Annotated in this window: 19 protein-coding genes; 5 read left to right on the forward strand and 14 right to left on the reverse strand. The window is 69.5% G+C overall.

Annotation, left to right across the window (positions count from 1 at the left end):
- Window positions 1-12: 12 nt before the first annotated feature.
- Both CEG14_RS12565 and surE read right to left on the reverse strand, forming a co-directional pair.
- On the reverse strand, window positions 13-837 hold the full coding sequence (locus CEG14_RS12565; RefSeq protein WP_176461486.1) for a protein-L-isoaspartate(D-aspartate) O-methyltransferase: 825 nt from the start codon (window positions 835-837) through the stop codon (window positions 13-15).
- On the reverse strand, window positions 822-1,580 hold the full coding sequence (surE, locus tag CEG14_RS12570) for a 5'/3'-nucleotidase SurE (RefSeq protein WP_094826684.1): 759 nt from the start codon (window positions 1,578-1,580) through the stop codon (window positions 822-824). The genes CEG14_RS12565 and surE overlap by 16 nt, the downstream gene beginning before the upstream one ends.
- Before the next feature lie 215 nt (window positions 1,581-1,795).
- Between surE and plsY the strand changes: the two genes are divergently transcribed.
- Window positions 1,796-2,434, forward strand: a complete 639-nt coding sequence (plsY, locus tag CEG14_RS12575) for a glycerol-3-phosphate 1-O-acyltransferase PlsY (protein ID WP_094826685.1) — start codon at window positions 1,796-1,798, stop codon at window positions 2,432-2,434.
- A gap of 93 nt (window positions 2,435-2,527) precedes the next feature.
- On the opposite strand, the gene CEG14_RS12580 is transcribed toward plsY, so the two are convergent.
- Genes CEG14_RS12580 through CEG14_RS12595 form a run of 4 tightly spaced genes read right to left on the reverse strand, consistent with a single transcriptional unit; the run spans window position 2,528 to window position 5,572 of the window.
- On the reverse strand, window positions 2,528-3,112 hold the full coding sequence (locus CEG14_RS12580) for a DUF4286 family protein (RefSeq protein ID WP_094826686.1): 585 nt from the start codon (window positions 3,110-3,112) through the stop codon (window positions 2,528-2,530).
- Between the two features lie 22 nt (window positions 3,113-3,134).
- Window positions 3,135-3,668, reverse strand: a complete 534-nt coding sequence (locus CEG14_RS12585) for a carboxymuconolactone decarboxylase family protein (protein WP_094826687.1) — start codon at window positions 3,666-3,668, stop codon at window positions 3,135-3,137.
- A gap of 3 nt (window positions 3,669-3,671) precedes the next feature.
- Complete coding sequence (locus CEG14_RS12590) at window positions 3,672-4,640, reverse strand: Bug family tripartite tricarboxylate transporter substrate binding protein (RefSeq protein ID WP_094826688.1); 969 nt, start codon at window positions 4,638-4,640, stop codon at window positions 3,672-3,674.
- A 53-nt stretch (window positions 4,641-4,693) separates the two neighbouring features.
- The gene (locus CEG14_RS12595; protein ID WP_094826689.1) at window positions 4,694-5,572 is read right to left on the reverse strand and encodes an amidohydrolase family protein; all 879 of its coding nucleotides are present in this window, start codon (window positions 5,570-5,572) and stop codon (window positions 4,694-4,696) included.
- Between the two features lie 100 nt (window positions 5,573-5,672).
- Between CEG14_RS12595 and CEG14_RS12600 the strand changes: the two genes are divergently transcribed.
- A complete protein-coding gene (locus CEG14_RS12600; RefSeq protein WP_094826690.1) occupies window positions 5,673-6,599 on the forward strand; it encodes a LysR family transcriptional regulator in 927 nt (308 codons plus the stop codon).
- 12 nt (window positions 6,600-6,611) lie between these two features.
- Here the strand turns inward: CEG14_RS12600 and tsaD are convergent, their stop codons facing one another.
- Complete coding sequence (gene tsaD, locus CEG14_RS12605; RefSeq protein WP_094826691.1) at window positions 6,612-7,649, reverse strand: tRNA (adenosine(37)-N6)-threonylcarbamoyltransferase complex transferase subunit TsaD; 1,038 nt, start codon at window positions 7,647-7,649, stop codon at window positions 6,612-6,614.
- Window positions 7,650-7,767: 118 nt separating this feature from the next.
- Here tsaD and CEG14_RS12610 point away from each other — a divergent pair, with 118 nt between their 5' ends.
- The 3 genes from CEG14_RS12610 (at window position 7,768) to CEG14_RS12620 (ending at window position 10,867) form a co-directional block, all read left to right on the forward strand.
- Window positions 7,768-9,060, forward strand: a complete 1,293-nt coding sequence (locus CEG14_RS12610; protein ID WP_094826692.1) for an NCS2 family permease — start codon at window positions 7,768-7,770, stop codon at window positions 9,058-9,060.
- A 290-nt stretch (window positions 9,061-9,350) separates the two neighbouring features.
- Window positions 9,351-10,367 carry an LLM class flavin-dependent oxidoreductase gene (locus CEG14_RS12615; protein WP_094826693.1) on the forward strand — a complete coding sequence of 339 codons (1,017 nt, stop codon included), beginning with the start codon at window positions 9,351-9,353 and terminating at the stop codon, window positions 10,365-10,367.
- A 119-nt stretch (window positions 10,368-10,486) separates the two neighbouring features.
- Window positions 10,487-10,867, forward strand: coding sequence for a thioredoxin family protein (locus CEG14_RS12620; protein ID WP_094826694.1), 381 nt, complete (start codon window positions 10,487-10,489; stop codon window positions 10,865-10,867).
- 9 nt (window positions 10,868-10,876) lie between these two features.
- On the opposite strand, the gene CEG14_RS12625 is transcribed toward CEG14_RS12620, so the two are convergent.
- The 7 genes from CEG14_RS12625 to CEG14_RS12655 all read right to left on the reverse strand — a co-directional run bounded on the left by CEG14_RS12625 (window position 10,877) and on the right by CEG14_RS12655 (window position 19,041).
- Complete coding sequence (locus CEG14_RS12625) at window positions 10,877-11,479, reverse strand: IMPACT family protein (RefSeq protein WP_094826695.1); 603 nt, start codon at window positions 11,477-11,479, stop codon at window positions 10,877-10,879.
- 34 nt (window positions 11,480-11,513) lie between these two features.
- Complete coding sequence (locus tag CEG14_RS12630; protein WP_094826696.1) at window positions 11,514-12,353, reverse strand: transporter substrate-binding domain-containing protein; 840 nt, start codon at window positions 12,351-12,353, stop codon at window positions 11,514-11,516.
- A 7-nt stretch (window positions 12,354-12,360) separates the two neighbouring features.
- A complete protein-coding gene (locus CEG14_RS12635) occupies window positions 12,361-13,134 on the reverse strand; it encodes an ABC transporter permease (protein WP_094826697.1) in 774 nt (257 codons plus the stop codon).
- Window positions 13,131-14,129 carry an ABC transporter substrate-binding protein gene (locus tag CEG14_RS12640; protein ID WP_094826698.1) on the reverse strand — a complete coding sequence of 333 codons (999 nt, stop codon included), beginning with the start codon at window positions 14,127-14,129 and terminating at the stop codon, window positions 13,131-13,133. Before CEG14_RS12640 ends, CEG14_RS12635 begins: the two co-directional genes overlap by 4 nt.
- Before the next feature lie 83 nt (window positions 14,130-14,212).
- Entirely contained in the window at window positions 14,213-14,971 is a 759-nt protein-coding gene (locus tag CEG14_RS12645) for an ABC transporter ATP-binding protein (RefSeq protein WP_094826699.1), read from the reverse strand.
- A 168-nt stretch (window positions 14,972-15,139) separates the two neighbouring features.
- Complete coding sequence (locus tag CEG14_RS12650) at window positions 15,140-16,744, reverse strand: ABC-F family ATPase (protein WP_094826700.1); 1,605 nt, start codon at window positions 16,742-16,744, stop codon at window positions 15,140-15,142.
- A gap of 443 nt (window positions 16,745-17,187) precedes the next feature.
- Window positions 17,188-19,041: a dipeptide ABC transporter ATP-binding protein gene (locus CEG14_RS12655; RefSeq protein WP_094826701.1), complete on the reverse strand. Its 1,854-nt coding sequence runs from the start codon at window positions 19,039-19,041 to the stop codon at window positions 17,188-17,190.
- Window positions 19,042-19,052 lie beyond the last annotated feature (11 nt).

The raw sequence follows: 19,052 nt of genomic DNA on the forward strand, positions 1-19,052 counted from the left end.
TCTCCTGTTTGCTCAAGATTGTATTCCGGCCTTCAGAGGCACGAAACGCACCGCCTCGAGCTCGGTGCGTTTCCAGGTTGCCGTGCCGGTACGTTCGATCAGCACCAGCCGCTGGCTAGTGGTGCCCTCGGGGGCGATCAGGCGTCCGCCCGGCGCGAGCTGCGTGAGCAGCGCCTGCGGAATCGCCAGGCCGGCGGCAGCCACAACGATAGCATCGAACGGCGCCACGCCGGGCACCCCGAGCGTGCCATCACCATAAATGAGGCGCACCCGGGTGGTCAGGCGCAGCGCGCGCAGATTGGTGCGCGCCAGCTCGTACAGACCGCGGATGCGTTCGATCGCGTGCACCTCGCGGATGAATTGCGACAGGACGGCGGCCTGGTAGCCGCAGCCCGCCCCGACTTCGAGCACCCGGGTCGGGGTGCGGCCCTCGCAGACCGCGGCGATCATGCGCGCCACGACCCAGGGCTGGGAGATGGTTTGCGAGTGGCCGATGGGCAGCGCCGCGTCCTCGTAGGCGCGGCTGGCCAGCGCCTCGTCGACGAAGATGTGGCGCGGCACGGCGGCCATCGCGTTGAGCACCCGGTCGTCGGACACGCCCTGCGCGCGCAGGCGCTGCACCATGGCCTGGCGCAGGCGGTCGGAGTTCAGGCCCATGTTGCCGTTGGAGGCGGCCTGCACCACCGGCGCGGGGCGCTGCAGCGTGGCGGCCGAAATCCGGGTGTTGCTGTTGCTGGCGGTGTAGCCGGGCGCCAGGCTGCGGCCGTCGTAGCGCGGCGTGGCGGGCTTGAGCGTGCCCGGCGTGGGCGCCTCCTGCGGGCCTAGACGTTTGCGCATAGCGGAGCCGCCCAGGTGCGCACTTCGTCGAGCTGGCCGGTGTGGGTCAGGTCCAGACGCAGCGGGGTGACCGACACCGCGCCTTCGGTCACGGCATGGAAGTCCGTGCCGGGCGTTGCGTCGGCGGCCAGGCCCACGGGCCCGATCCAGTAGATCGGCTCGCCGTAGGGCGTGGTGCTGCGCACCACCGGCTCGGCCGGATGGCGCTTGCCCAGCCGCGTGACCTGCAGGCCGCGCAGGTCTTCGAAACGGCGGTTGGGGATGTTGACGTTGAGCAGCACCGGGGCGCCCAGCGGCTCGGCGATCTGCCGCTCGACCACCTGGCGCGCGGCCCGGGCGGCCGATTCGATGTGGTCCCAGCCCTTCTCGACCAGCGAGAACGCGATGGCGGGAATGCCGAACAGGTAGCCCTCGGTGGCCGCGGCGACCGTGCCGGAGTACAGCGTGTCGTCGCCCATGTTGGCGCCGTTGTTGATGCCGGACACGACCAGGTCGGGGCGATGGTCCATCAGGCCGGTGAGGGCCACGTGGACGCAGTCGGAGGGCGTGCCGTTGACGTAGATGAAGCCGTTGGACGCGGTGCGCACCGACAGCGGGCGGTTCAGGGTGAGCGAATTCGAGGCGCCGCTGTGATTGGTTTCGGGAGCCACGACGGTGAGTTCAGCCAGCCCGGACAAGGCCTGCACCAGCGCCTCAAGCCCCGGCGCGTTGTAGCCGTCGTCGTTCGAAACCAATATACGCATTACCCCTCCGCAACATCCGGCCGCGCTGACCGCGAACCGACAGGCGTGGATTGTACCGTCAGACTCGCCCCGCATGCCGGGCCGGACCCGCATCCGATCACGCCCGCGGGTTGCGCCGGATTTGGCGCGGCCCGCCGTCGCGGTAGAATCCCCTGCCTCCGGCGCCCGGCCATCGGCCACGCCACGCAAACAACAACAAGGACACCCCCGCCACCATGCTGACCACCCCTCCCTCCCTGGCGCTGACCGCCGGACTGGTGCTGCTCGCCTACCTGATCGGATCGATCCCGTTCGCGGTGGTCGTGAGCAAGCTCATGGGGCTGCAGGATCCGCGCAGCTACGGCTCGAAAAACCCCGGCGCCACCAATGTGCTGCGCACCGGCAACAAGAAGGCCGCCGCGCTGACGCTGCTGGGCGACGCCGCCAAGGGCTGGTTCGCCCTGTGGCTGGCCGGCACGCTGGTGCCCGGCATCAGCCCGGCCGTGTTCGCGCTGGTCGCCGTGGCCGTGTTCCTGGGCCACGTCTTCCCGATCTTCCTGGGCTTCAAGGGCGGCAAGGGCGTGGCGACGGCGCTGGGCGTGCTGGCCGCGATCAACCTCTGGCTGGCGCTGGCCGTCGTGGCCACCTGGCTGATCATGGCGGTGCTCACGCGCTACTCGTCGCTGTCGGCGCTGGTGGCGTCGTTCTGCGCCCCGATCTTCTACGTGCTGGGCAGCGGCACCGCCTGGTATGCCCACACCCAGATCACGCTGGCCATCGCGGTCATCGTGGCCATTCTGTTCTGGCGCCATGCCGCCAACATCTCCCGCCTCATCAAGGGCACCGAGAGCAAGATCGGCTCGAAAAAGAAGTAAGTCCGCCCGCGGCGGACCCCACGAGCAAAATCGCCGGCCGGGCATCAAGCCCGCCGGCGATTTTTCTTTGGTTGAGCGCGCACCGACCCGGGATCAGGCCAGGACCTTGCGGAACATCGTGCGCTTGGTGTTGCGAAACGACGGGCGCACCCGCGACGACCAGTCGGTGGCGCGCACGGCCAGCCAGGGCGGGCTGCCGAAGGTCTCCTGCGTGGCGAGGTCGTAGCAGGCGTGATAGCGCGGGCCGCCGTCGGGGCAGCGCAGGCGCCGCGCCCGCACCGAGCCCGGCACCGCGGCCAGGCCGGGCATGTGTTCCTGGTCGTACCAGGCGTTGAAATCCTCTTCGGCCTCGGGCAGCACGTCGGTCTCGACCACGTAGTGCCAGTGGCTCGCCTCGCCGGCGCTGGCGCCGTCGAGATCGGCCAGCGCGTCGAGGATGCGGGTGGTGGCGCCGGGATAGCGTTCGTCGGCCAGTGCCCGCACGGCGGCCAGGTCGTGGCCGGCCGTGTCGGCCGAGGCCGGCGTGCAATAGACGTAGGTCTCCGGCTGTGCCGGATCGGCGGCCGCATAGACTTCGACGCGCATGCCGGGGCTCGCGCTCAGGACGTGGGCGCGCAGCGCGCGCGCGGCATCGGCGTCGAGCAACTGGCCATCGATGCGCAAAAGCAGGGTCTGCATGGGATTCTCTGGATTCAAGGGGTCAATGGCCCACGCGCAATGCCACCAGCAGGCGCGACACCATGTTGTAGGCGGCGATGGTGGCGGTGAGGTCGAGCAGGCCCTGCGCCGGGAAATGCGCGCGCAGCGGCTCGAACACCGCATCGGGCACCTCGATGGCGCGGGTCATCGCGTCGGTGTAGGCCAGGGCCTCTGCCTCGCCGGCGGCCAGGTCGGGCACGTCCCGCGGCTCCGGGCCGCCTCGCAGCGACGCGATCGCGGCGTCGGAGACGCCGGCCTTCTGCGCGTGCGGCACGTGCGCCTCGAACTCGTAGGGTGCGCCGTTGAGCACCGCCACGCGCAGGATGACCAGCTCGCGCAGGCGGGCCGGCAGGGAGTTGTTGTTGCGCACGGCGGTCAGCATCGCTTCCCATCCCTCGCAAATTGGCGCGCTGTTGAGCAGCACCTGATAGAGCGGCGAGATGCGGCCACGCGAGGCCTGGATGCGGGCCTCGAGCGGCGCCAGTTCGGGACGGGTGCCGGGCGCCACCGGCGCCAGGCGGGAGGTTTCACTCATGCGTTACTCCGGACGGATCTGCTTGCGTTCGATCAGGCCCGACCACTTGCTGCGGTCCGACTGCATCAGGGCGGCCAGCTCGGCGGGCGTGGACGGCGCGGGCTCGGCGCCAAAGGCCTGCAGGCGCTTGCGGGTGGCCTCATCCGACAGCGCGGCGCGCACGGCCTGGTTCAGCTTCTCGATGGTGGCGGGCGGCGTGGCGGCGGGCGCCAGCAGACCATACCAGTTGTTCGACTCCACGCCGGCGATGCCCTGTTCGGCCAGCGTCGGCACGTCGGGCAGCAGCGGATGGCGCTTGGGCGCGGCCAGGCCGAGCGGCTTGAGCTTGCCGCCCTGGATGTGGCCGATCAGCCCGGGCACGTCGCCGAAGAAGCCGGCCACCTGGTTGCCCATCACGTCGTTGATGACCGGCGCGGCGCCCTTGTACGGCACGTGCATCACCTTGGCCTTGCTCGCGTCGGTGAACATCTCCAGCGTGAGGTGCGGAATGCTGCCCACGCCCGACGAACCGATGGCCACCGGCTGCGAATCGGCCTGCGAACGCTTCACGAAGTCGGCCGCGTCCTTGGCCGGATTCTTCGGATTCACCACGAACACGGTGGCGTTGTTGACCACCAGCGAAACCGGCGCGAAGTCCTGGTCCGGACGGTACGGCAGCTCTTTATAGAGCGCCGGGCTGATCGCGACCGCGCCCACGCTGGTGAGGAACAGCACCGAGCCGTCGGCCGGCGCCTTGGCCACGAAGGCCGCGCCGATGTTGCCGTTGGCGCCGGCCTTGTTCTCGACGATCACCTGGCGGTCGAGCTCCTTGCCGAGCCGCTCGGCCAGCACCCGGCCCACCATGTCGACCGGGCCGCCCGGCGGGAACGCCACGATCAGGCGCACGGGCGCCTCGGCCTGCGCGGCCGCGCTCAGGCCGCCGAATGCGGCCAGGGCAAGCGCCCCGGCCGACAGCATCTGTTTGATCTGCATGTTGTGTCTCCTCTGCGTAGGAATGTGTGTTTGTGTTGTGGGTGCGCCGCGGCTCAGCCCGGCGCGTCGTCGAAACCGTAGAGCCGTGCCGGGTTGTCCACCAGGATGCGGTGGCGCAGGCCGGCGTCGGGCACGGCGAGAAACAGCGCGTCGGCCACTTCGCCGTCATCCGGCATGTCGCCGCGCACATTGGGATGGGGCCAGTCGGTGCCCCAGAGGGTCCGGCCGGGCATGGCCTGCGCGATGGCGCGCATGAAGGGCAGGCCCTCGTGGAACGGGCGCGTGCCGCTGCCGATGCGGTCGATGCCCGAGATCTTGACCCAGGCGTTGGGCTGGTCGGCCAGGCCGAGCAGCGCCACGAACGCCGGATCGTCCAGGCCGCGCGCGGCCGAGATGCGGCCCATGTGGTCCACCACGAACGGCACCGGCAGGCGCCGCAGCAGCGGCAGCAGGCCGGGCAGCGCGGCGCCGTCCACGTGCAGGCACAGATGCCAGCCCAGCGGCGCGAGGCGGTCCGCCAGGCGCAGCACGTCGGCCTCGGCCGGCGGCGCGCCCAGGTGCGGCACATAGTTGAATCGGGCCCCGCGCACGCCGCCCGCATGCAGGCGCTGCAGCGTGTCGTCGCTCACGTCGGGACGCAGCACCGCCACGCCGCGGTAGCGGCCGCCCGCATGCGCCAGCGCGTCGAGCAGGGCCGAATGATCGGCGCCGTGGCAGGCCGCCTGCACCACCACCGCGCGGGTGATGCCCAGATGCCGGTGCAGCGCGGCGAGCGCCTCGCGCGAGGCGTCGGGCGGCGTGTAGCTGCGGCCCTCGGCGTACGGAAAGCGCTGCGCCGGCCCGAAGACGTGGCAATGCGTGTCGCAGGCGCCCGCGGGCAAGGCATGGCGCGGCGCGCTGGGATCGGACAGGGGCGGCAGGCAATCGGGCATGTGGCTTCCTGGAAAAACGCCATGGTGGCCGATTGCCGCATCGCCAACAATGCTATATCTTTTATTTCAGTTATTCGATTTCTCTATATCCAACACCGCCGTGGACCTCAAACAGATCGCGTATTTCGTGCAGGTGGCCGAGGGCCGCAGCTTTTCGCGCGCCGCCGAGGCGCTGGGCGTGGCCCAGCCGACCCTGAGCCGACAGGTGCGCCTGCTCGAACTCGAGCTCGGGCAGCATCTGCTCTATCGCAATGGCCGCGGCGTGGAGCCCACCGAGGCCGGCGTGCGGCTGCTCGGGCACGCGCGCGGCCTGCTGCACCTGGCCGAACGCGCGCGCGAAGACCTGCGCACGCTGGGCGACACGCCGGCCGGCAAGGTGGTGGTGGGGCTGCCGCCGCGCATCGCGCGGGTGCTCACGCCGCCGCTGGTGGCGCGTTTTCGCAGTGCCTTCCCGCAGGCCTCCATCGCCGTGGCCGAAGGCCTGTCGGCGCAGGTGCGCGAGTGGCTGCTGGCCGGACGGGTCGACCTGGCGGTGCTCTACGATCCCCCCGCCACGCCGCAGATCCTGACCGAATCGCTGCTGCGCGAAGATCTGGTGCTGGTGGCGGCGGCGGGCTCGCGGCCCGCCCTGCCCGCCCGCATCACCGTCTCGCAACTGCCGGCCTATCCGCTCATCCTGCCCAGCCTGCCCAACGCCATCCGCACGCTGGTCGAGGGCGTGTGCCGGCGCGTGGGCGTGCGCCTGAATGTGGTGACCGAGGTGGATGCGGTGCAGACGATCCTCGAGCTGGCGGCGCAGGGCCAGGCCTGCGCCATCCTGCCGCGTTCGGCGGCCCTGGGCGGGCCGGCGCTGGCGGTGTGCCGCATCGAGGCGCCCGTGATCCGCAACCGCCTCGTGCTGGCCACGCCGCGCCAGCGGCCGGCCACGCGGCTGGCCGATGCCACGGCCGAACTGCTGCGCGGGCTGGACCTGCATGCCCTGCTGTATGGCGAGGCGCGCGCCGACGGTCCGCCGGCCGCGCCCTGACGCCGCGCCGCCTCAGGCGACGCAGATGTCGGCGAGATCCCAGCGCGGCCGCACCGTGAAGGCATGGCTGCCCTCGGTGAGATCGACCAGGCCCGCCTTGACGCGCTCGGCCGCCGCGAAGGCGATCATGGCGCCGTTGTCGGTGCACAGCGCGAGCGGCGGGAAATAGGCCGTGGCCTTGAGCGGCTTGAGCGCGCGGGCCAGTTGCTCGCGCAACAACTTGTTGGCGCCCACGCCGCCCGCCACCACCAGCCGCGCAAGGCCGGTCTGCTTGAGCGCGCGCACGGCCTTGGCCGCCAGTACGTCCACGATGGCCGCCTGCGTGCTGGCCGAGAGATCGGCGCGGGTCTGCGCGTCGATGCCGCCGTCGGCCTGCGCCGCCTTCACGCGGGTCAGCACGGCGGTCTTCAGGCCGCTGAAGCTGAAGTCGAGGTCGCCGCTGTGCAGCATGGGGCGCGGCAGCTCGAAGCGGGTGGCGTCGCCCTGCTCGGCCATGCGCGACAGCGCGGGGCCGCCCGGATACCCGAGCCCGAGCAGCTTGGCGGATTTGTCGAAGGCCTCGCCGGCCGCATCGTCGAGCGTCTCGCCCAGCAGTTCGTAGCGGCCCACGCCGTCGACCCGCATGAGCTGCGTGTGGCCGCCCGACACCAGCAGCGCCACGAACGGAAAGTCGGGCCGCGGATCGGCCAGCATCGGCGAGAGCAGATGGCCCTCGAGATGGTGGATCGGGATGGCGGGCAGCTGCTGCGACCAGGCATAGGCCTGGGCCACGCTGGCGCCCACCAGCAGCGCGCCGGCCAGGCCGGGGCCGGCGGTGTAGGCCACCGCACCGATGTCGGCGCGCGCGATGCCCGCCTGGGCCAGCACCTCGCGGGTGAGCGGCACGACGCGTCGGATGTGGTCGCGCGAGGCGAGCTCGGGCACCACGCCGCCGTATTCCTCGTGCATGGCGATCTGGCTGTGGAGGGCGTGCGCCAGGAGTCCGCGCTCCGTACAGACGGCGGCCACGCCGGTCTCGTCGCAGGAGCTTTCAAAACCAAGAATAATCATGGGCAAGGATTTTACAACTGGTGCGAAAATACGCGCCGAATTACCTTTATAGACGGCAACAGGGACGCCCGCCGACCACGGCAGAGCGAGCCGACCTCTTCCATCCGGGGACCAAGCAATGCTGGAGAAGCTCTTTCAACTCAAGGCGCACGCCACCAGCGCGCGCACCGAAATCGTGGCGGGGATCACCACCTTCCTCACGATGTCGTACATCATTTTCGTCAATCCCGACATCCTGTCGTCGACCGGCATGGACCGCGACGCCGTGTTCGTGGCCACCTGCCTGGCGGCCGCGCTCGGGTCGATGATCATGGCGCTCGTGGCCAACTGGCCGATCGGCATGGCGCCCGGCATGGGCCTGAACGCGTTCTTCGCGTTCACGGTGGTCAAGACCATGGGCTACACCTGGGAGCAGGCGCTCGGGGCCGTGTTCATCTCCGGCATCATCTTCCTGCTGCTCACGGTCACCGGCATCCGCGCCTGGCTGATTAAGGGCATCCCGCACTCGCTGCGCAGCGCCATCGCGGCCGGCATCGGCCTGTTCCTGGCCATCATCGCGCTGTCGTCGGCCGGCATCGTGGTCGATCATCCGGCCACCAAGGTCACGCTCGGCGACCTGCGCCAGCCCGGCCCGCTGTTCGCCATCCTGGGCTTCTTCATCATCGCCGCCCTCGACGCGCTGCGCGTGCGCGGCGCCATCCTGATCGGCATCCTGGTGGTCACGGTGCTGTCGATGGTGCTGGGCTACAACGAGTTCAAGGGCGTGTTCGCCGCGCCGCCGAGCCTCGCGCCCACCTTCATGAAGCTCGACATCATGGGCGCGCTGCACACCGGCTTCGTGCACGTGATCCTGGTGTTCGTGCTGGTCGAGGTGTTCGACGCCACCGGCACGCTGATGGGCGTGGCCAAGCGCGCCAACCTGATCCCCGAAGGCCGCCCCAACCGCCTGGGCCGCGCGCTGTTCGCCGACAGCTCGGCCATCGTGGCCGGTTCGATGCTGGGCACCAGCAGCACCACCGCGTTCGTGGAAAGCGCCTCGGGCGTGCAGGCCGGCGGCCGCACCGGCCTGACCGCGCTGGTCGTCGCCCTGCTGTTCCTGGCCGCGCTGTTCATCTCGCCGCTCGCCGGCTCGGTGCCGGCCTACGCCACCGCGCCCGCCCTGCTCTACGTGGCCGGCCTGATGATGCGCGAGCTGATCGACATCGACTGGAACGAAGTCACCGAGGCCACCCCGGCCGCGCTGACCGCGCTCATCATGCCGTTCACCTACTCGATCGCCAACGGCCTGGCCTTCGGCTTCATCAGCTATGTCGCGCTCAAGGCCGCGACCGGCCGCTGGCGCCAGATCCACCCGGCCACCTGGCTGGTGGCCATCCTGTTCGTGATCCGTTACGCGTTCTTCCCGGAATAAGGCATCCGCCGCGCCCGCGTGCGACACGCGGCTGCACCACGCCCGCCCCTCACGGCCCGCCCCGCGCGGGCCGTGTTGCATTCGAGGCGGCCGCGGGTGGCCGCCAGGCACGGCACGTGCTCGCCCCATCGCACGGCGCATATCAGCGCGATACAGGCTGACTATCGACCCGGCGGGGCGTAAGGTTGATCCCAAGGCCGGTTGAATTCGTCGATACACTCCCCATATACATTCGACGAATCCCATAGCTTCACGCCCGGCGCGTGCAGCCCTACCCCGGAGCCCCCATCATGAGCGCATTGGCCAGCGTGCCCCTCTCGGTTTTGGATCTCGCCCCCATCGTGCAGGGCAAGACCGCGGCCGATGCGTTTCGCAACACGGTCGACCTCGCCTGTCATGTGGAGAAACTGGGCTACAACCGCTTCTGGCTGGCCGAACACCACAACATCACGGGCGTGGCGAGCAGCGCCACCGCCGTGCTGATCGGCCTGGTGGCCAGCCACACCCGGCGCATCCGCGTGGGATCGGGCGGCATCATGCTGCCGAACCACGCGCCGCTCATCATCGCCGAGCAGTTCGGCACGCTCGAAAGCCTGTATCCGGGCCGCATCGACCTGGGCCTGGGCCGCGCGCCCGGCAGCGACGGCGCCACGCAGCAGGCGTTGCGCCGCAGCCCGCGCAGCGGCCTGGAGTTTCCGCAGCTGGTCGAGGAATTGCGCGCCCTGCTCGCCCCGGAGCGTCCGGGCCAGGCCGTGCGCGCCATTCCCGGCGCCGGCCTCGACATCCCGATCTGGCTGCTGGGATCGAGCGACTTCTCGGCCCGCATGGCGGCCGAGCTGGGCCTGCCGTTCTCGTTCGCCGGCCACTTCTCGCCCGAGGGCATGGCGGCCATGCGCCTGTACCGCCACCTGTTCAAGCCCTCGGCCACGCTGGGCCGGCCGCACGCCATGATCGGCGTGCCGGTGATCGCGGCCCCGACCGACGAGGAGGCCCGTTTCCTTGCCACCACGCAGCAACTGAAGTTCCTGTCGCTGATCCGCGGCAATCGCCTGCCGCTGCAGCCGCCCGTCGAAAGCATGGACGGCCTGTGGAACGAATGGGAGCAGTCGGCGGTGCAACAGCGGCTCGGCGCCGCCATCGTGGGCGGGCCGGAAACGGTCAAGCGCAAGCTCGAGGCGCTGATCGCGCAGACCGAGGCCGACGAGGTGATGATCGTGTCGGACTTCCATGCGCACGCCGACCGCCTGCGCTCGTATGAAATCGTGGCCAACCTCAAGCAGCAAGCGCTGGCCGCCCGCGCGGCCTGAGCGCGCAGCGCATCGCGTTATCCGCGCAGCGAAAAAGCAGTATCGTGGCGTTCACCAGAGCGCCACGCAACCAGGGTGCAAACCCGAAAAGCCGTGCACGACGCGGCAAGGACGACACTATGAGTATCGTTGAACTCACCAAAGATTCCTTCCAGGAAGCCATTACCCCGGACGGCACTCTGATCGTCGACTTCTGGGCTCCCTGGTGTGGCCCCTGCCGCGGCTTCGCGCCGGTGTTCGAGCAGGCTGCCGAGAAGCATCCCGGCGTGACCTTCGCCAAGGTCAACACCGATGTCGAGCAGGAGCTCGCCGGCGCGCTGGGCATCCGTTCGATCCCCACGCTGATGGTCTTCCGCGAAAAGGTATTGTTGTTCTCGCAACCCGGCGCCCTGTCGGCCGGCCAGCTCGACGAGCTGCTCGCCAAGGTCAAGGAAGTCGACATGAGCGAGGTGCACCGCGACATCGAAGCGGCGCAGGAGAAGGAAGGCAAGGACGCCTGAGCGTCCTGCTCAAGCGGGGGCCGTGTCGTCCTCGACGTGCCAGCCCGACCTGCCGCGCGTGATGTTGGCCACGGTCTGCTCCAGACCGGCCAGCGCCGCGCGCGGCGCCTCCAGCACCAGCCGCGCCCCCTCGCCGTCGAATTCCTCGTCGGCGATGCGCGCGCCGGCCTCCGCGAGCCGCGCCTGCAACAGCGGCAACTCCGCGAATCCCACCCGCAGCCGCACCCGCGCCAGCGCCACGATCTCGCTGCGTTCGCCCGCGCGCAGGCAGTTCGATGCGCAGCCGCCGTAGGCCCGCACCAATCCCCCCGCCCCGAGCTTGATGCCGCCGAACCAGCGGATCACCAGCACCGCCACGCGGTCGAGTGCCTGGCCGTCGATCGCCTGGAGTATGGGCCGGCCGGCCGTGCCGCCGGGCTCGCCGTCGTCGTTGTAGCGGTAGTTCTGGCCGATGCGATAGGCCCAGCAGTTGTGGGTGGCATCGGGCACGCTGTGCGCGGCGAAGAACGCCATCGCCGCCTCCACGTCGGCCACCGGCGCGGCGTGCGCGACGAAGCGGCTCTTCTTGATGTCTTCCTGGTGGGAACAGGCGGCGGTCAGCGTGTACGTCATACGGCGCGATTGTAGCGGCAGGCGTGCCGCCGCCTCAGCCGTGGCAGTCGGGCACTTCCTGGTCGAGATAGACGTCGAAGGCCACGTCGCGGGCCCACTTGTCCGTCATCGCCTTCCAGGCGCCGTCGCGCGCCCAGCGCTGCATTTCGGCGCCGAGCCATTGCGCCTGCGCGGGCGCGGCATACCAGCCGAGCTCGCGGCGCTGGCCGGCGGCCGGCAGCGTGGACGAGAACTTGCGCCATTCCGGATACGCCATCAGCGGCGCCCAGACGGCGTCGTCGACCAGGCCGATGTCGCAGCTGCCCTCGCGCACGGCCACCAGCGCATCCGAGGGCGCCTTGTGGATCTGCACCTGCGCGCCGTACTGCTCGGCGAGCTGGCGCGCGGCCGTGGCGCTGCCCGCCATGCAGACGGACTTGCCGCGCACCTCTTCCCAGCGGCGCAGCGGCGTGTCGCTGCGGATCACGGCCTTGGGCCGGGCCTGGTAGCCCGTGCCGACCCATTGCAGCGCCGGGTCCGGCGGCGCGCCGGCGTCACGCCCGCCCGCGGGGCGGTCGGCCAGCACCAGGTCGGCGCGGCCCTCGGCCAGCGCCCGCGCCGCGTCGGCCGGCGCCACCTGCACCCACACCAGCGGCAAGCCCAGGCGTTCGGCCAGCCGCGTCGCGACCGGCGCGTCGAGGCGCTCGGCGGTGCGGATCTTGGCGCCCGCGGCCGGCGCGGCCGCGACCGTGGCCACCCCCACGCGCAGCTCGCCGCGCGCCCGCGCCGCCGCCCATGGATCGCCCTTGGGCGCGCCGTCGGCCGCGGCCAGCGTGGCGAGGGCCGCGCAGGACGCCACCAGGGCGGGGAGAAGAATGCGGGAGGCGCGCGTCATGCGGGGCTCAGACGTATTGGTAGCGCAGCAGGCGGTGCTTGAGTTTCTCGAGCACGAACTGATCGATCAGCGCGGCCAGCACGGCGATGACCAGGATGTTGGTCATCACGCCCGTCATGTCGGCGATCTCGCCCGAGTAGGCCAGCGAACGGCCCAGGCCCTTGCCGAAGCCGATCAGCATCTCGGCCGAGATCAGCGCGCGCCAGGCGTTGCCGAAGGCCAGCTGGGCACCCGTGATCAGCTCGGGCATCACGGCCGGCAGGTAGACGCGCTTGACCAGGCCCCACGGCGTGGCGCCCATCACGCGCGCCGCCGAGACGTGCACGCGCTGGACCGACTCGGTCGCGTTCATCACCGACAGCGCGGCCGGGAAGAACGCCGACAGCGCCACCACCACGATGATCGGCGTATTGCCGAAACCCATCACGATGAGAAACAGCGGCACCCAGGCGATCGACGGGATCGACTGCAGGATCACGATGGCGCTGCGCAGCACCTCGCGGAAGAAGAACAGCAGCGCGGCGATCAGGCCGAAACCCACCCCCGCCAGCAGCGCCAGGCCGTAGCCCGCGCCCAGGCGCGTGAGCGTGCCCACCAGCGCCTGATGGAAGTTGGGATTGCCAACTTCCTCGCCCAGGCGCGCCAGCACGGCCGGCACCCCGGGCATCAGGAAATCGGGCAACACCCAGGCGGCGGCCTGCCAGATGAGCAAAATGAAAAGCACGCCAAGTACCCCCGCGAGGTACTTGCGCGTGCCGGTGACACGGGTTGCGGAGGTCAAAGTTTGCGCGCCTCTTGCCAGGACAGGTCGACGATCGAGCTCACGTCGTACGGCTTGCCGTCACGCGTCTTGAGCGAACCCTGGGCCTGCAGGATGTCGGCGATTTCCTGCATGCGCTTGGTGTCTTTGTCGGTCAGCTTGGGCGTGAACACCTGGGTCGTGATCGCTTCGGTGATCACGGTGTCGCGCGGCAGTTCGCCGCGCTTGAGCGTCTTGAGCGTGGGCTCGGCGATGAAGTACGAGGAGATCAGCTTGGAGGCCTCGGCGGGCTTCTGCTGCAGCAGGTCGATGGCGGCCTTCTGCGCGTCCAGCGCCTTCCAGACGTCATCCTTGCGCTTGGCCAGCGTCTCGCCCGAGGTGATCACCACCATGCACGGGAACGGCCAGGCCTGGCCCACTTCATAGATCTGCTTGACCGGCGCCACCAGCTGGGCGATGCGGTCGTAGGGTTCGAACAGGAAGGCCGCGTCGACGCGCTTGCCCACCAGCGACTGCACGGCCACGGCCGGGCTCACGCCCATCACGTTGACGTCGTCGGCCTTGAGGTTGCCCTGTTGCAGCACCACGCCCTTGAGCACCACGTCGGCGGTGCTGCCCTCGGCCTGCGAGGCCAGCGTCTTGCCCTTCAGGCCGGCGATGTCCTGGATGCCCGAGTCGTCGCGCACCAGCAGCGAGTGATAGCCCTGCTGCGCGCCGCCCACCACCTTCAGGTCGGCGCCCTTCGAGGCCCAGGCCACGGCGTTGGTGAAGCCCAGCACGCCGATGTCGAGCTGGCCGCCGACGATGGCCTTGATCAGGTCGGTGCCCGACTTGAATTCGATCAGTTCCGAATCCAGGCCGGCCTTCTTGTAGAAGCCGCCTTCCTGCGCCACGATGGCCTGGGCGTCATCCATCACGCGCAGATACCCCACGCGGAACTTCTCGGCGGCCATCGCCGGGGCGGCGGCCAGCAGGGCCGCGGCGAGCGGCAGGGAAAGCCATTGCTTCAGTTTCATCTCGGAACTCCGGAAAGAATCGGGCTATCGGTATGGACGTCGCGGCGCGCTGCGCCGCGATCGAATCGGGGGGAATGTCGTGTTCAAGCGGCCAGCGCGTCGGCATGCTCGCCGACCGCGATGCCCAGCAGACGCAGGATCTCGCGCTTCTCGCCGGCGAGGTCGGCCAGGTCGTGAGTCTTGGCGCGATGGCGCAGGTTGAACTCCTGCAGCACCCGGGCCGGACGCGGGCTGAACACCACGATGCGGTCGGCCAGGAACAGCGCCTCATCGACATCGTGCGTGACCAGCAGCACGGTGGGTTTTTCCTGTTCGATCAGCTGGCGCAGCACGTCCTGCAGCGACAGGCGCGTGAGCGCGTCCAGCGCGCCGAAGGGCTCGTCCATCAGCAGGGTCTGCGGCTGGGCGATGAAGGCGCGGGCCAGCGCGCAGCGCTGCCGCATGCCGCCCGACACCTGGTGCGGGTAGTAGGCTTCGAAGCCGTCCAGGCCGACGCGCGCCAGCCAGCCGTCGGCGCGTTCGCGGGCCGCTTTCTTTGCCACGTTCTGGAACTCGAGCGCGAGCGCGACGTTGTCGCGCAGCGTCAGCCAGGGATAGAGCGCATGCTCCTGGAACACCAGCGTGCGGCTCGGATTCGGACCGGTGATGGCCTGACCGTCGGCCAGCACGCGGCCGTCGGTGGGTTTTTCCAGGCCGGCCGCCAGGTGCAGCAGCGTGGATTTGCCGCAGCCGGACGGGCCCACCAGCGCCACCAGCTCACCGGTCTTGAATTCGCTGGAAAAGCCGTCCACCACCTGGAGCGAGCCAAACTGCTTGTGGACGTGGTCGAAAGTCAGATTCATAGGGTGCGAGGCACGGGCGCACGGGGCGCCGAGGATCGGTCGAAGTCCTAATCTAACAATCTGTTATATGAAGCCAAACTATAAATATCTTCTTTTTTAAGAACTAAACGTAATAAAGCCCGTCGGGCATCGCTGCCGGGCGGGCGTCGGGCGGGCGGGCCGCGCGGATCAGGCGTCGAGGCCGCGCGAGGCCAGGTAGTCTTCGTAGCCGCCGCGGTAGTCGATCAGCTCGCCCGAGGGCAGGATCTCGATCACGCGCGTGGCCAGGCCCGACACGAATTCGCGGTCGTGCGAGACGAAGATCAGGGTGCCCTGGTACTTCTCCAGCGCGAACTGCAGCGACTCGATCGATTCCATGTCCAGGTGGTTGGTCGGTTCGTCGAGCAACAGCACGTTGTGGCGGCCCAGCATCAGGCGGCCGAAGGTCATGCGGTTTTTCTCGCCGCCCGACAGCACCTTGGGCGCCTTGGGCAGGTCATCGTTGCCGAACAGCAGACGGCCCAGGGCCGAGCGGATCGCCTGGTCGTCGTCGCCCGGCTGGCGGTGCTCCGACATCCAGTCGAACAGATTGATGTCGGTCTGCTTGAACTGATCGGACACGTCCTGGGCCATGTAGCCCATGTCGGCATTTTCCGACCACTTCACCGAGCCCGAATCCGGCGCCAGATCGGTGGCCAGCAGGCGCAGCAGCGTGGTCTTGCCCACGCCGTTGGCGCCGATGATGGCGATCTTCTCGCCGGCATCGATCATGGCCGAGAAATCGCGGATGACCGGCTGGTCGTACGACTTCGACAGCTTCTCGACCGTGACCGCCAGGCGGTGCATGACCTTGTTCTGCTCGAAGCGGATGTAGGGATTCTGGCGCGACGAGGGCTTGACCTCGACCTGGTCGGCCTTGATGCGGTCGATCTGCTTCAGGCGCGAGGTGGCCTGGCGCGACTTGGACTTGTTGGCGGCGAAACGGCGCACGAAGTCCTGCAGCTCGCTGATGCGTTCCTTGGCCTTGGCGTTGTCGGCCGACAGGCGCTCGCGGGCCTGCGTCGAGGCCAGCATGTAGTCGTCGTAGTTGCCCGGATAGATGCGCAGTTCGCGGTAATCCAGGTCGGCCATGTGGGTGCAGACCTGGTTCAGGAAGTGACGATCGTGGCTGATGATGATCATCGTGCTCTGGTAGCTGTTGAGCACGTTCTCGAGCCAGCGGATCGTGTTGATGTCCAGGTTGTTGGTCGGCTCGTCGAGCAGCAGCACGTCGGGATTCGAGAACAGCGCCTGCGCCAGCAGCACGCGCAGCTTCCAGCCGGGCGCGACTTCCTTCATCTGCAGGTTGTGCTGGTCGACCGCGATTTCCAGGCCCAGCAGCAGCTCGCCCGCGCGCGCCTCGGCGGTGTAGCCGTCGTACTCGGCGAACTTGGCTTCCAGCTCGGCGGCGCGCATGTAGTCGTCGTCGGTGGCTTCCGGGTTGGCGTAGATCGCATCGCGCTCGGACATCGCGCCCCACATCTCGGCGTGGCCCATCATGACCACGTCGAGCACGCGCATTTCTTCGAAGGCGAACTGATCCTGGCGCAGCTTGCCCAGGCGCACGCCCGGCTCGAGCGACACGTTGCCCGCGCTGGGCTCGAGGTCGCCGCCGATGATCTTCATGAACGTCGACTTGCCGGAGCCATTGGCGCCGATCAGACCGTACCGGTTACCTTCCCCGAACTTGACGCTGACGTTTTCGAACAGGGGTTTGGGACCGAACTGGATAGTGAGATTGGCTGTGGAGATCACGGTGTATGAGAAGGCTGCTGCACGGCGCCAGGCCCCGGAGAAAAGCCCCGGGAACGCGAGTGCGAAACCTGATAGTGTACCAAGCCTGGATCGCTTCCGTATTGCGGGCGGGGTCCGACACCCTTTTCCCGACGGCCCGCCCCGCCCTCGCGTTGCCCTCGCGTTGCCCTCGCGTTGCCCTCGCGTTGCCCTCGCGTTGCCCTCGCGTTGCCCTCGCGTTGCCCTCGCGTTGCCCTCGCGTTGCCCTCGCGTTGCCCTCGCGTTGCCCTCGCGCTGCCCTCGCGCTGCCCTCGCGCTGCCCTCGCGCTGCCCTCGCGCTGCCCTCGCGCTGCCCTCGCGCTGCCCTCGCGCTGCCCTCGCGCCGGCACGGGCGCCGCAAACGGCAACGGCGGCGTCTCGCGACGCCGCCGTTGCCATGATCGGGCCGGCCGTGCCGGCCGGGATCAGTAGACGCCGACCGAATGGCGCGCCACGTAATGGCCCTCGCCCACCTGCACCAGCGGCTCCACGCGCGGCTCGTCGCCGACCTTGCGCACCGGGCTCGGGATCTCGTCGACCAGGAGCGAGCGCTGGCGGTGGCGCCGCTGCGGGTCGGCGATCGGCACCGCGGCCATCAGCTTCTTGGTGTAGGGATGCTGCGGGTTCTCGAAGATCGCGCGGCGCGGCCCGATCTCCACGATCTGGCCCAGGTACATCACCGCCACCCGGTGGCTCACGCGCTCCACCACGGCCATGTCGTGCGAGATGAAGAGGAACGACACGCCCAGCTCGCGCTGCAGGTCGAGCAGCAGGTTCACGATCTGCGCCTGGATCGACACGTCGAGCGCCGACACCGACTCGTCGGCGATCACCACCTTGGGATTGAGCGCGAGCGCCCGCGCGATGCAGATGCGCTGGCGCTGCCCGCCCGAGAACTCGTGCGGATAGCGGTCGATCATCTCGGGCAGCAGGCCGCACTTGTCCATCAGCCAGCGCACCCGCTCCTGCGCCGCCTTGCCGCGCGCCGCGTTGTGGATCAGCAGCGGCTCCATGATGGAGTCGCCCACCGTCATGCGCGGGTCGAGCGAGGCGAAGGGATCCTGGAAGATGAACTGGATGTGGCGGCGCAGCGACTGCATGGCCGCGCCACGCAGCGCGCCGATGTTCTGGCCGTCGAACTCGATGCTGCCGCCCTGGCTCTTGACCAGTTGCAGCAGCGAGCGGCCGGTGGTGGTCTTGCCGCAGCCCGACTCGCCCACCAGCGACAGCGTCTCGCCCGGATAGAGATCGAAGCTGACCTTCTCGACCGCGTGCACGCGCTTCTGCACGCCGCCGAAGATGCCGCCGTGGATGTCGAAGCGCGTGATCAGGTCGCGCACCTTCAGCACCGGCCCCGCCTCGCGCCGCACCGTGTCGGCCGGCTCGGCCTCGGGCGCGGCCTTGCCCTGCGCGGCCTCGTCCACGCGCAGCAGGGGGAACGGCGCGGGCTGGCTGGTGCCGTGCATGGCGCCCAGGCGCGGCACGGCCGACAGCAGCGCGCGCGTGTAGGCGTGCTTGGGCGCGGCGAACACCTCGTCGCTGCCGCCCTCTTCCACCTTGTCGCCGCGATACATCACCAACACGCGGTCGGCCACCTCGGCCACCACGCCCATGTCATGGGTGATGAAGATCACGCCCATGTCCATTTCTTCCTGGAGCTGGCGGATCAGCTGCAGGATCTGGGCCTGGATGGTCACGTCGAGCGCGGTGGTCGGCTCGTCGGCGATCAGCAGCTGCGGCTTGCACGACAGCGCCATCGCGATCATCACGCGCTGGCGCATGCCGCCGGAGAGCTGGTGCGGATAGCGGTCGAGGATGGCGCGCGCCTCGGGGATCCGCACGCGTTCGAGCATGCGCAGCGTTTCCGCGCGCGCGGCCGCCGCGTCCAGCCCCTGGTGCAGCTGCAGGGCCTCGGCAATCTGGTTGCCCGCCGTGAAGCTGGGGTTGAGCGAGGTCATCGGCTCCTGGAAGATCATCGCCACGTCGGCGCCGCGCACCCGTTCGAGGGTGCGCTCCTCGGCGCGCGCGAGGTCCAGCACCTCGCCGCTGCGCCGGCGCAGCAGCATGTCGCCGGAGGCGATGCGGCCACCGCCGTATTCGACCAGGCGCATCAGCGCCAGCGAGGTCACCGATTTGCCGGAGCCCGATTCGCCCACGATGGCGAGGGTCTCGCCGCGGTCGACGTGGAACGACACATTGCGCACCGCCTCGACCGTGCGAGTGGGCGTCGAAAAGCGCACGGTCAGGTCCTGGACCTGCACCACGCGTTGAGTATCCATGCTTGCCATCG

Source organism: Bordetella genomosp. 1 (assembly GCF_002261335.1).
Classification (GTDB): Bacteria; Pseudomonadota; Gammaproteobacteria; order Burkholderiales; family Burkholderiaceae_B; genus Bordetella.

Bases quoted from the DNA above. Each gene is read 5' to 3' on its own strand.
- plsY (WP_094826685.1), top strand. From the start codon at position 1,796: ATGCTGACCACCCCTCCCTCCCTGGCGCTGACCGCCGGACTGGTGCTG.
- CEG14_RS12585 (WP_094826687.1), bottom strand. From the start codon at position 3,668: ATGAGTGAAACCTCCCGCCTGGCGCCGGTGGCGCCCGGCACCCGTCCC.
- surE (WP_094826684.1), bottom strand. From the start codon at position 1,580: ATGCGTATATTGGTTTCGAACGACGACGGCTACAACGCGCCGGGGCTT.
- CEG14_RS12625 (WP_094826695.1), bottom strand. From the start codon at position 11,479: ATGACGTACACGCTGACCGCCGCCTGTTCCCACCAGGAAGACATCAAG.
- CEG14_RS12620 (WP_094826694.1), top strand. From the start codon at position 10,487: ATGAGTATCGTTGAACTCACCAAAGATTCCTTCCAGGAAGCCATTACC.
- CEG14_RS12565 (WP_176461486.1), bottom strand. From the start codon at position 837: ATGCGCAAACGTCTAGGCCCGCAGGAGGCGCCCACGCCGGGCACGCTC.
- CEG14_RS12580 (WP_094826686.1), bottom strand. From the start codon at position 3,112: ATGCAGACCCTGCTTTTGCGCATCGATGGCCAGTTGCTCGACGCCGAT.
- CEG14_RS12615 (WP_094826693.1), top strand. From the start codon at position 9,351: ATGAGCGCATTGGCCAGCGTGCCCCTCTCGGTTTTGGATCTCGCCCCC.
- CEG14_RS12595 (WP_094826689.1), bottom strand. From the start codon at position 5,572: ATGCCCGATTGCCTGCCGCCCCTGTCCGATCCCAGCGCGCCGCGCCAT.
- CEG14_RS12630 (WP_094826696.1), bottom strand. From the start codon at position 12,353: ATGACGCGCGCCTCCCGCATTCTTCTCCCCGCCCTGGTGGCGTCCTGC.
- CEG14_RS12590 (WP_094826688.1), bottom strand. From the start codon at position 4,640: ATGCAGATCAAACAGATGCTGTCGGCCGGGGCGCTTGCCCTGGCCGCA.
- CEG14_RS12655 (WP_094826701.1), bottom strand. From the start codon at position 19,041: ATGGATACTCAACGCGTGGTGCAGGTCCAGGACCTGACCGTGCGCTTT.
- CEG14_RS12610 (WP_094826692.1), top strand. From the start codon at position 7,768: ATGCTGGAGAAGCTCTTTCAACTCAAGGCGCACGCCACCAGCGCGCGC.
- CEG14_RS12645 (WP_094826699.1), bottom strand. From the start codon at position 14,971: ATGAATCTGACTTTCGACCACGTCCACAAGCAGTTTGGCTCGCTCCAG.
- CEG14_RS12640 (WP_094826698.1), bottom strand. From the start codon at position 14,129: ATGAAACTGAAGCAATGGCTTTCCCTGCCGCTCGCCGCGGCCCTGCTG.
- tsaD (WP_094826691.1), bottom strand. From the start codon at position 7,649: ATGATTATTCTTGGTTTTGAAAGCTCCTGCGACGAGACCGGCGTGGCC.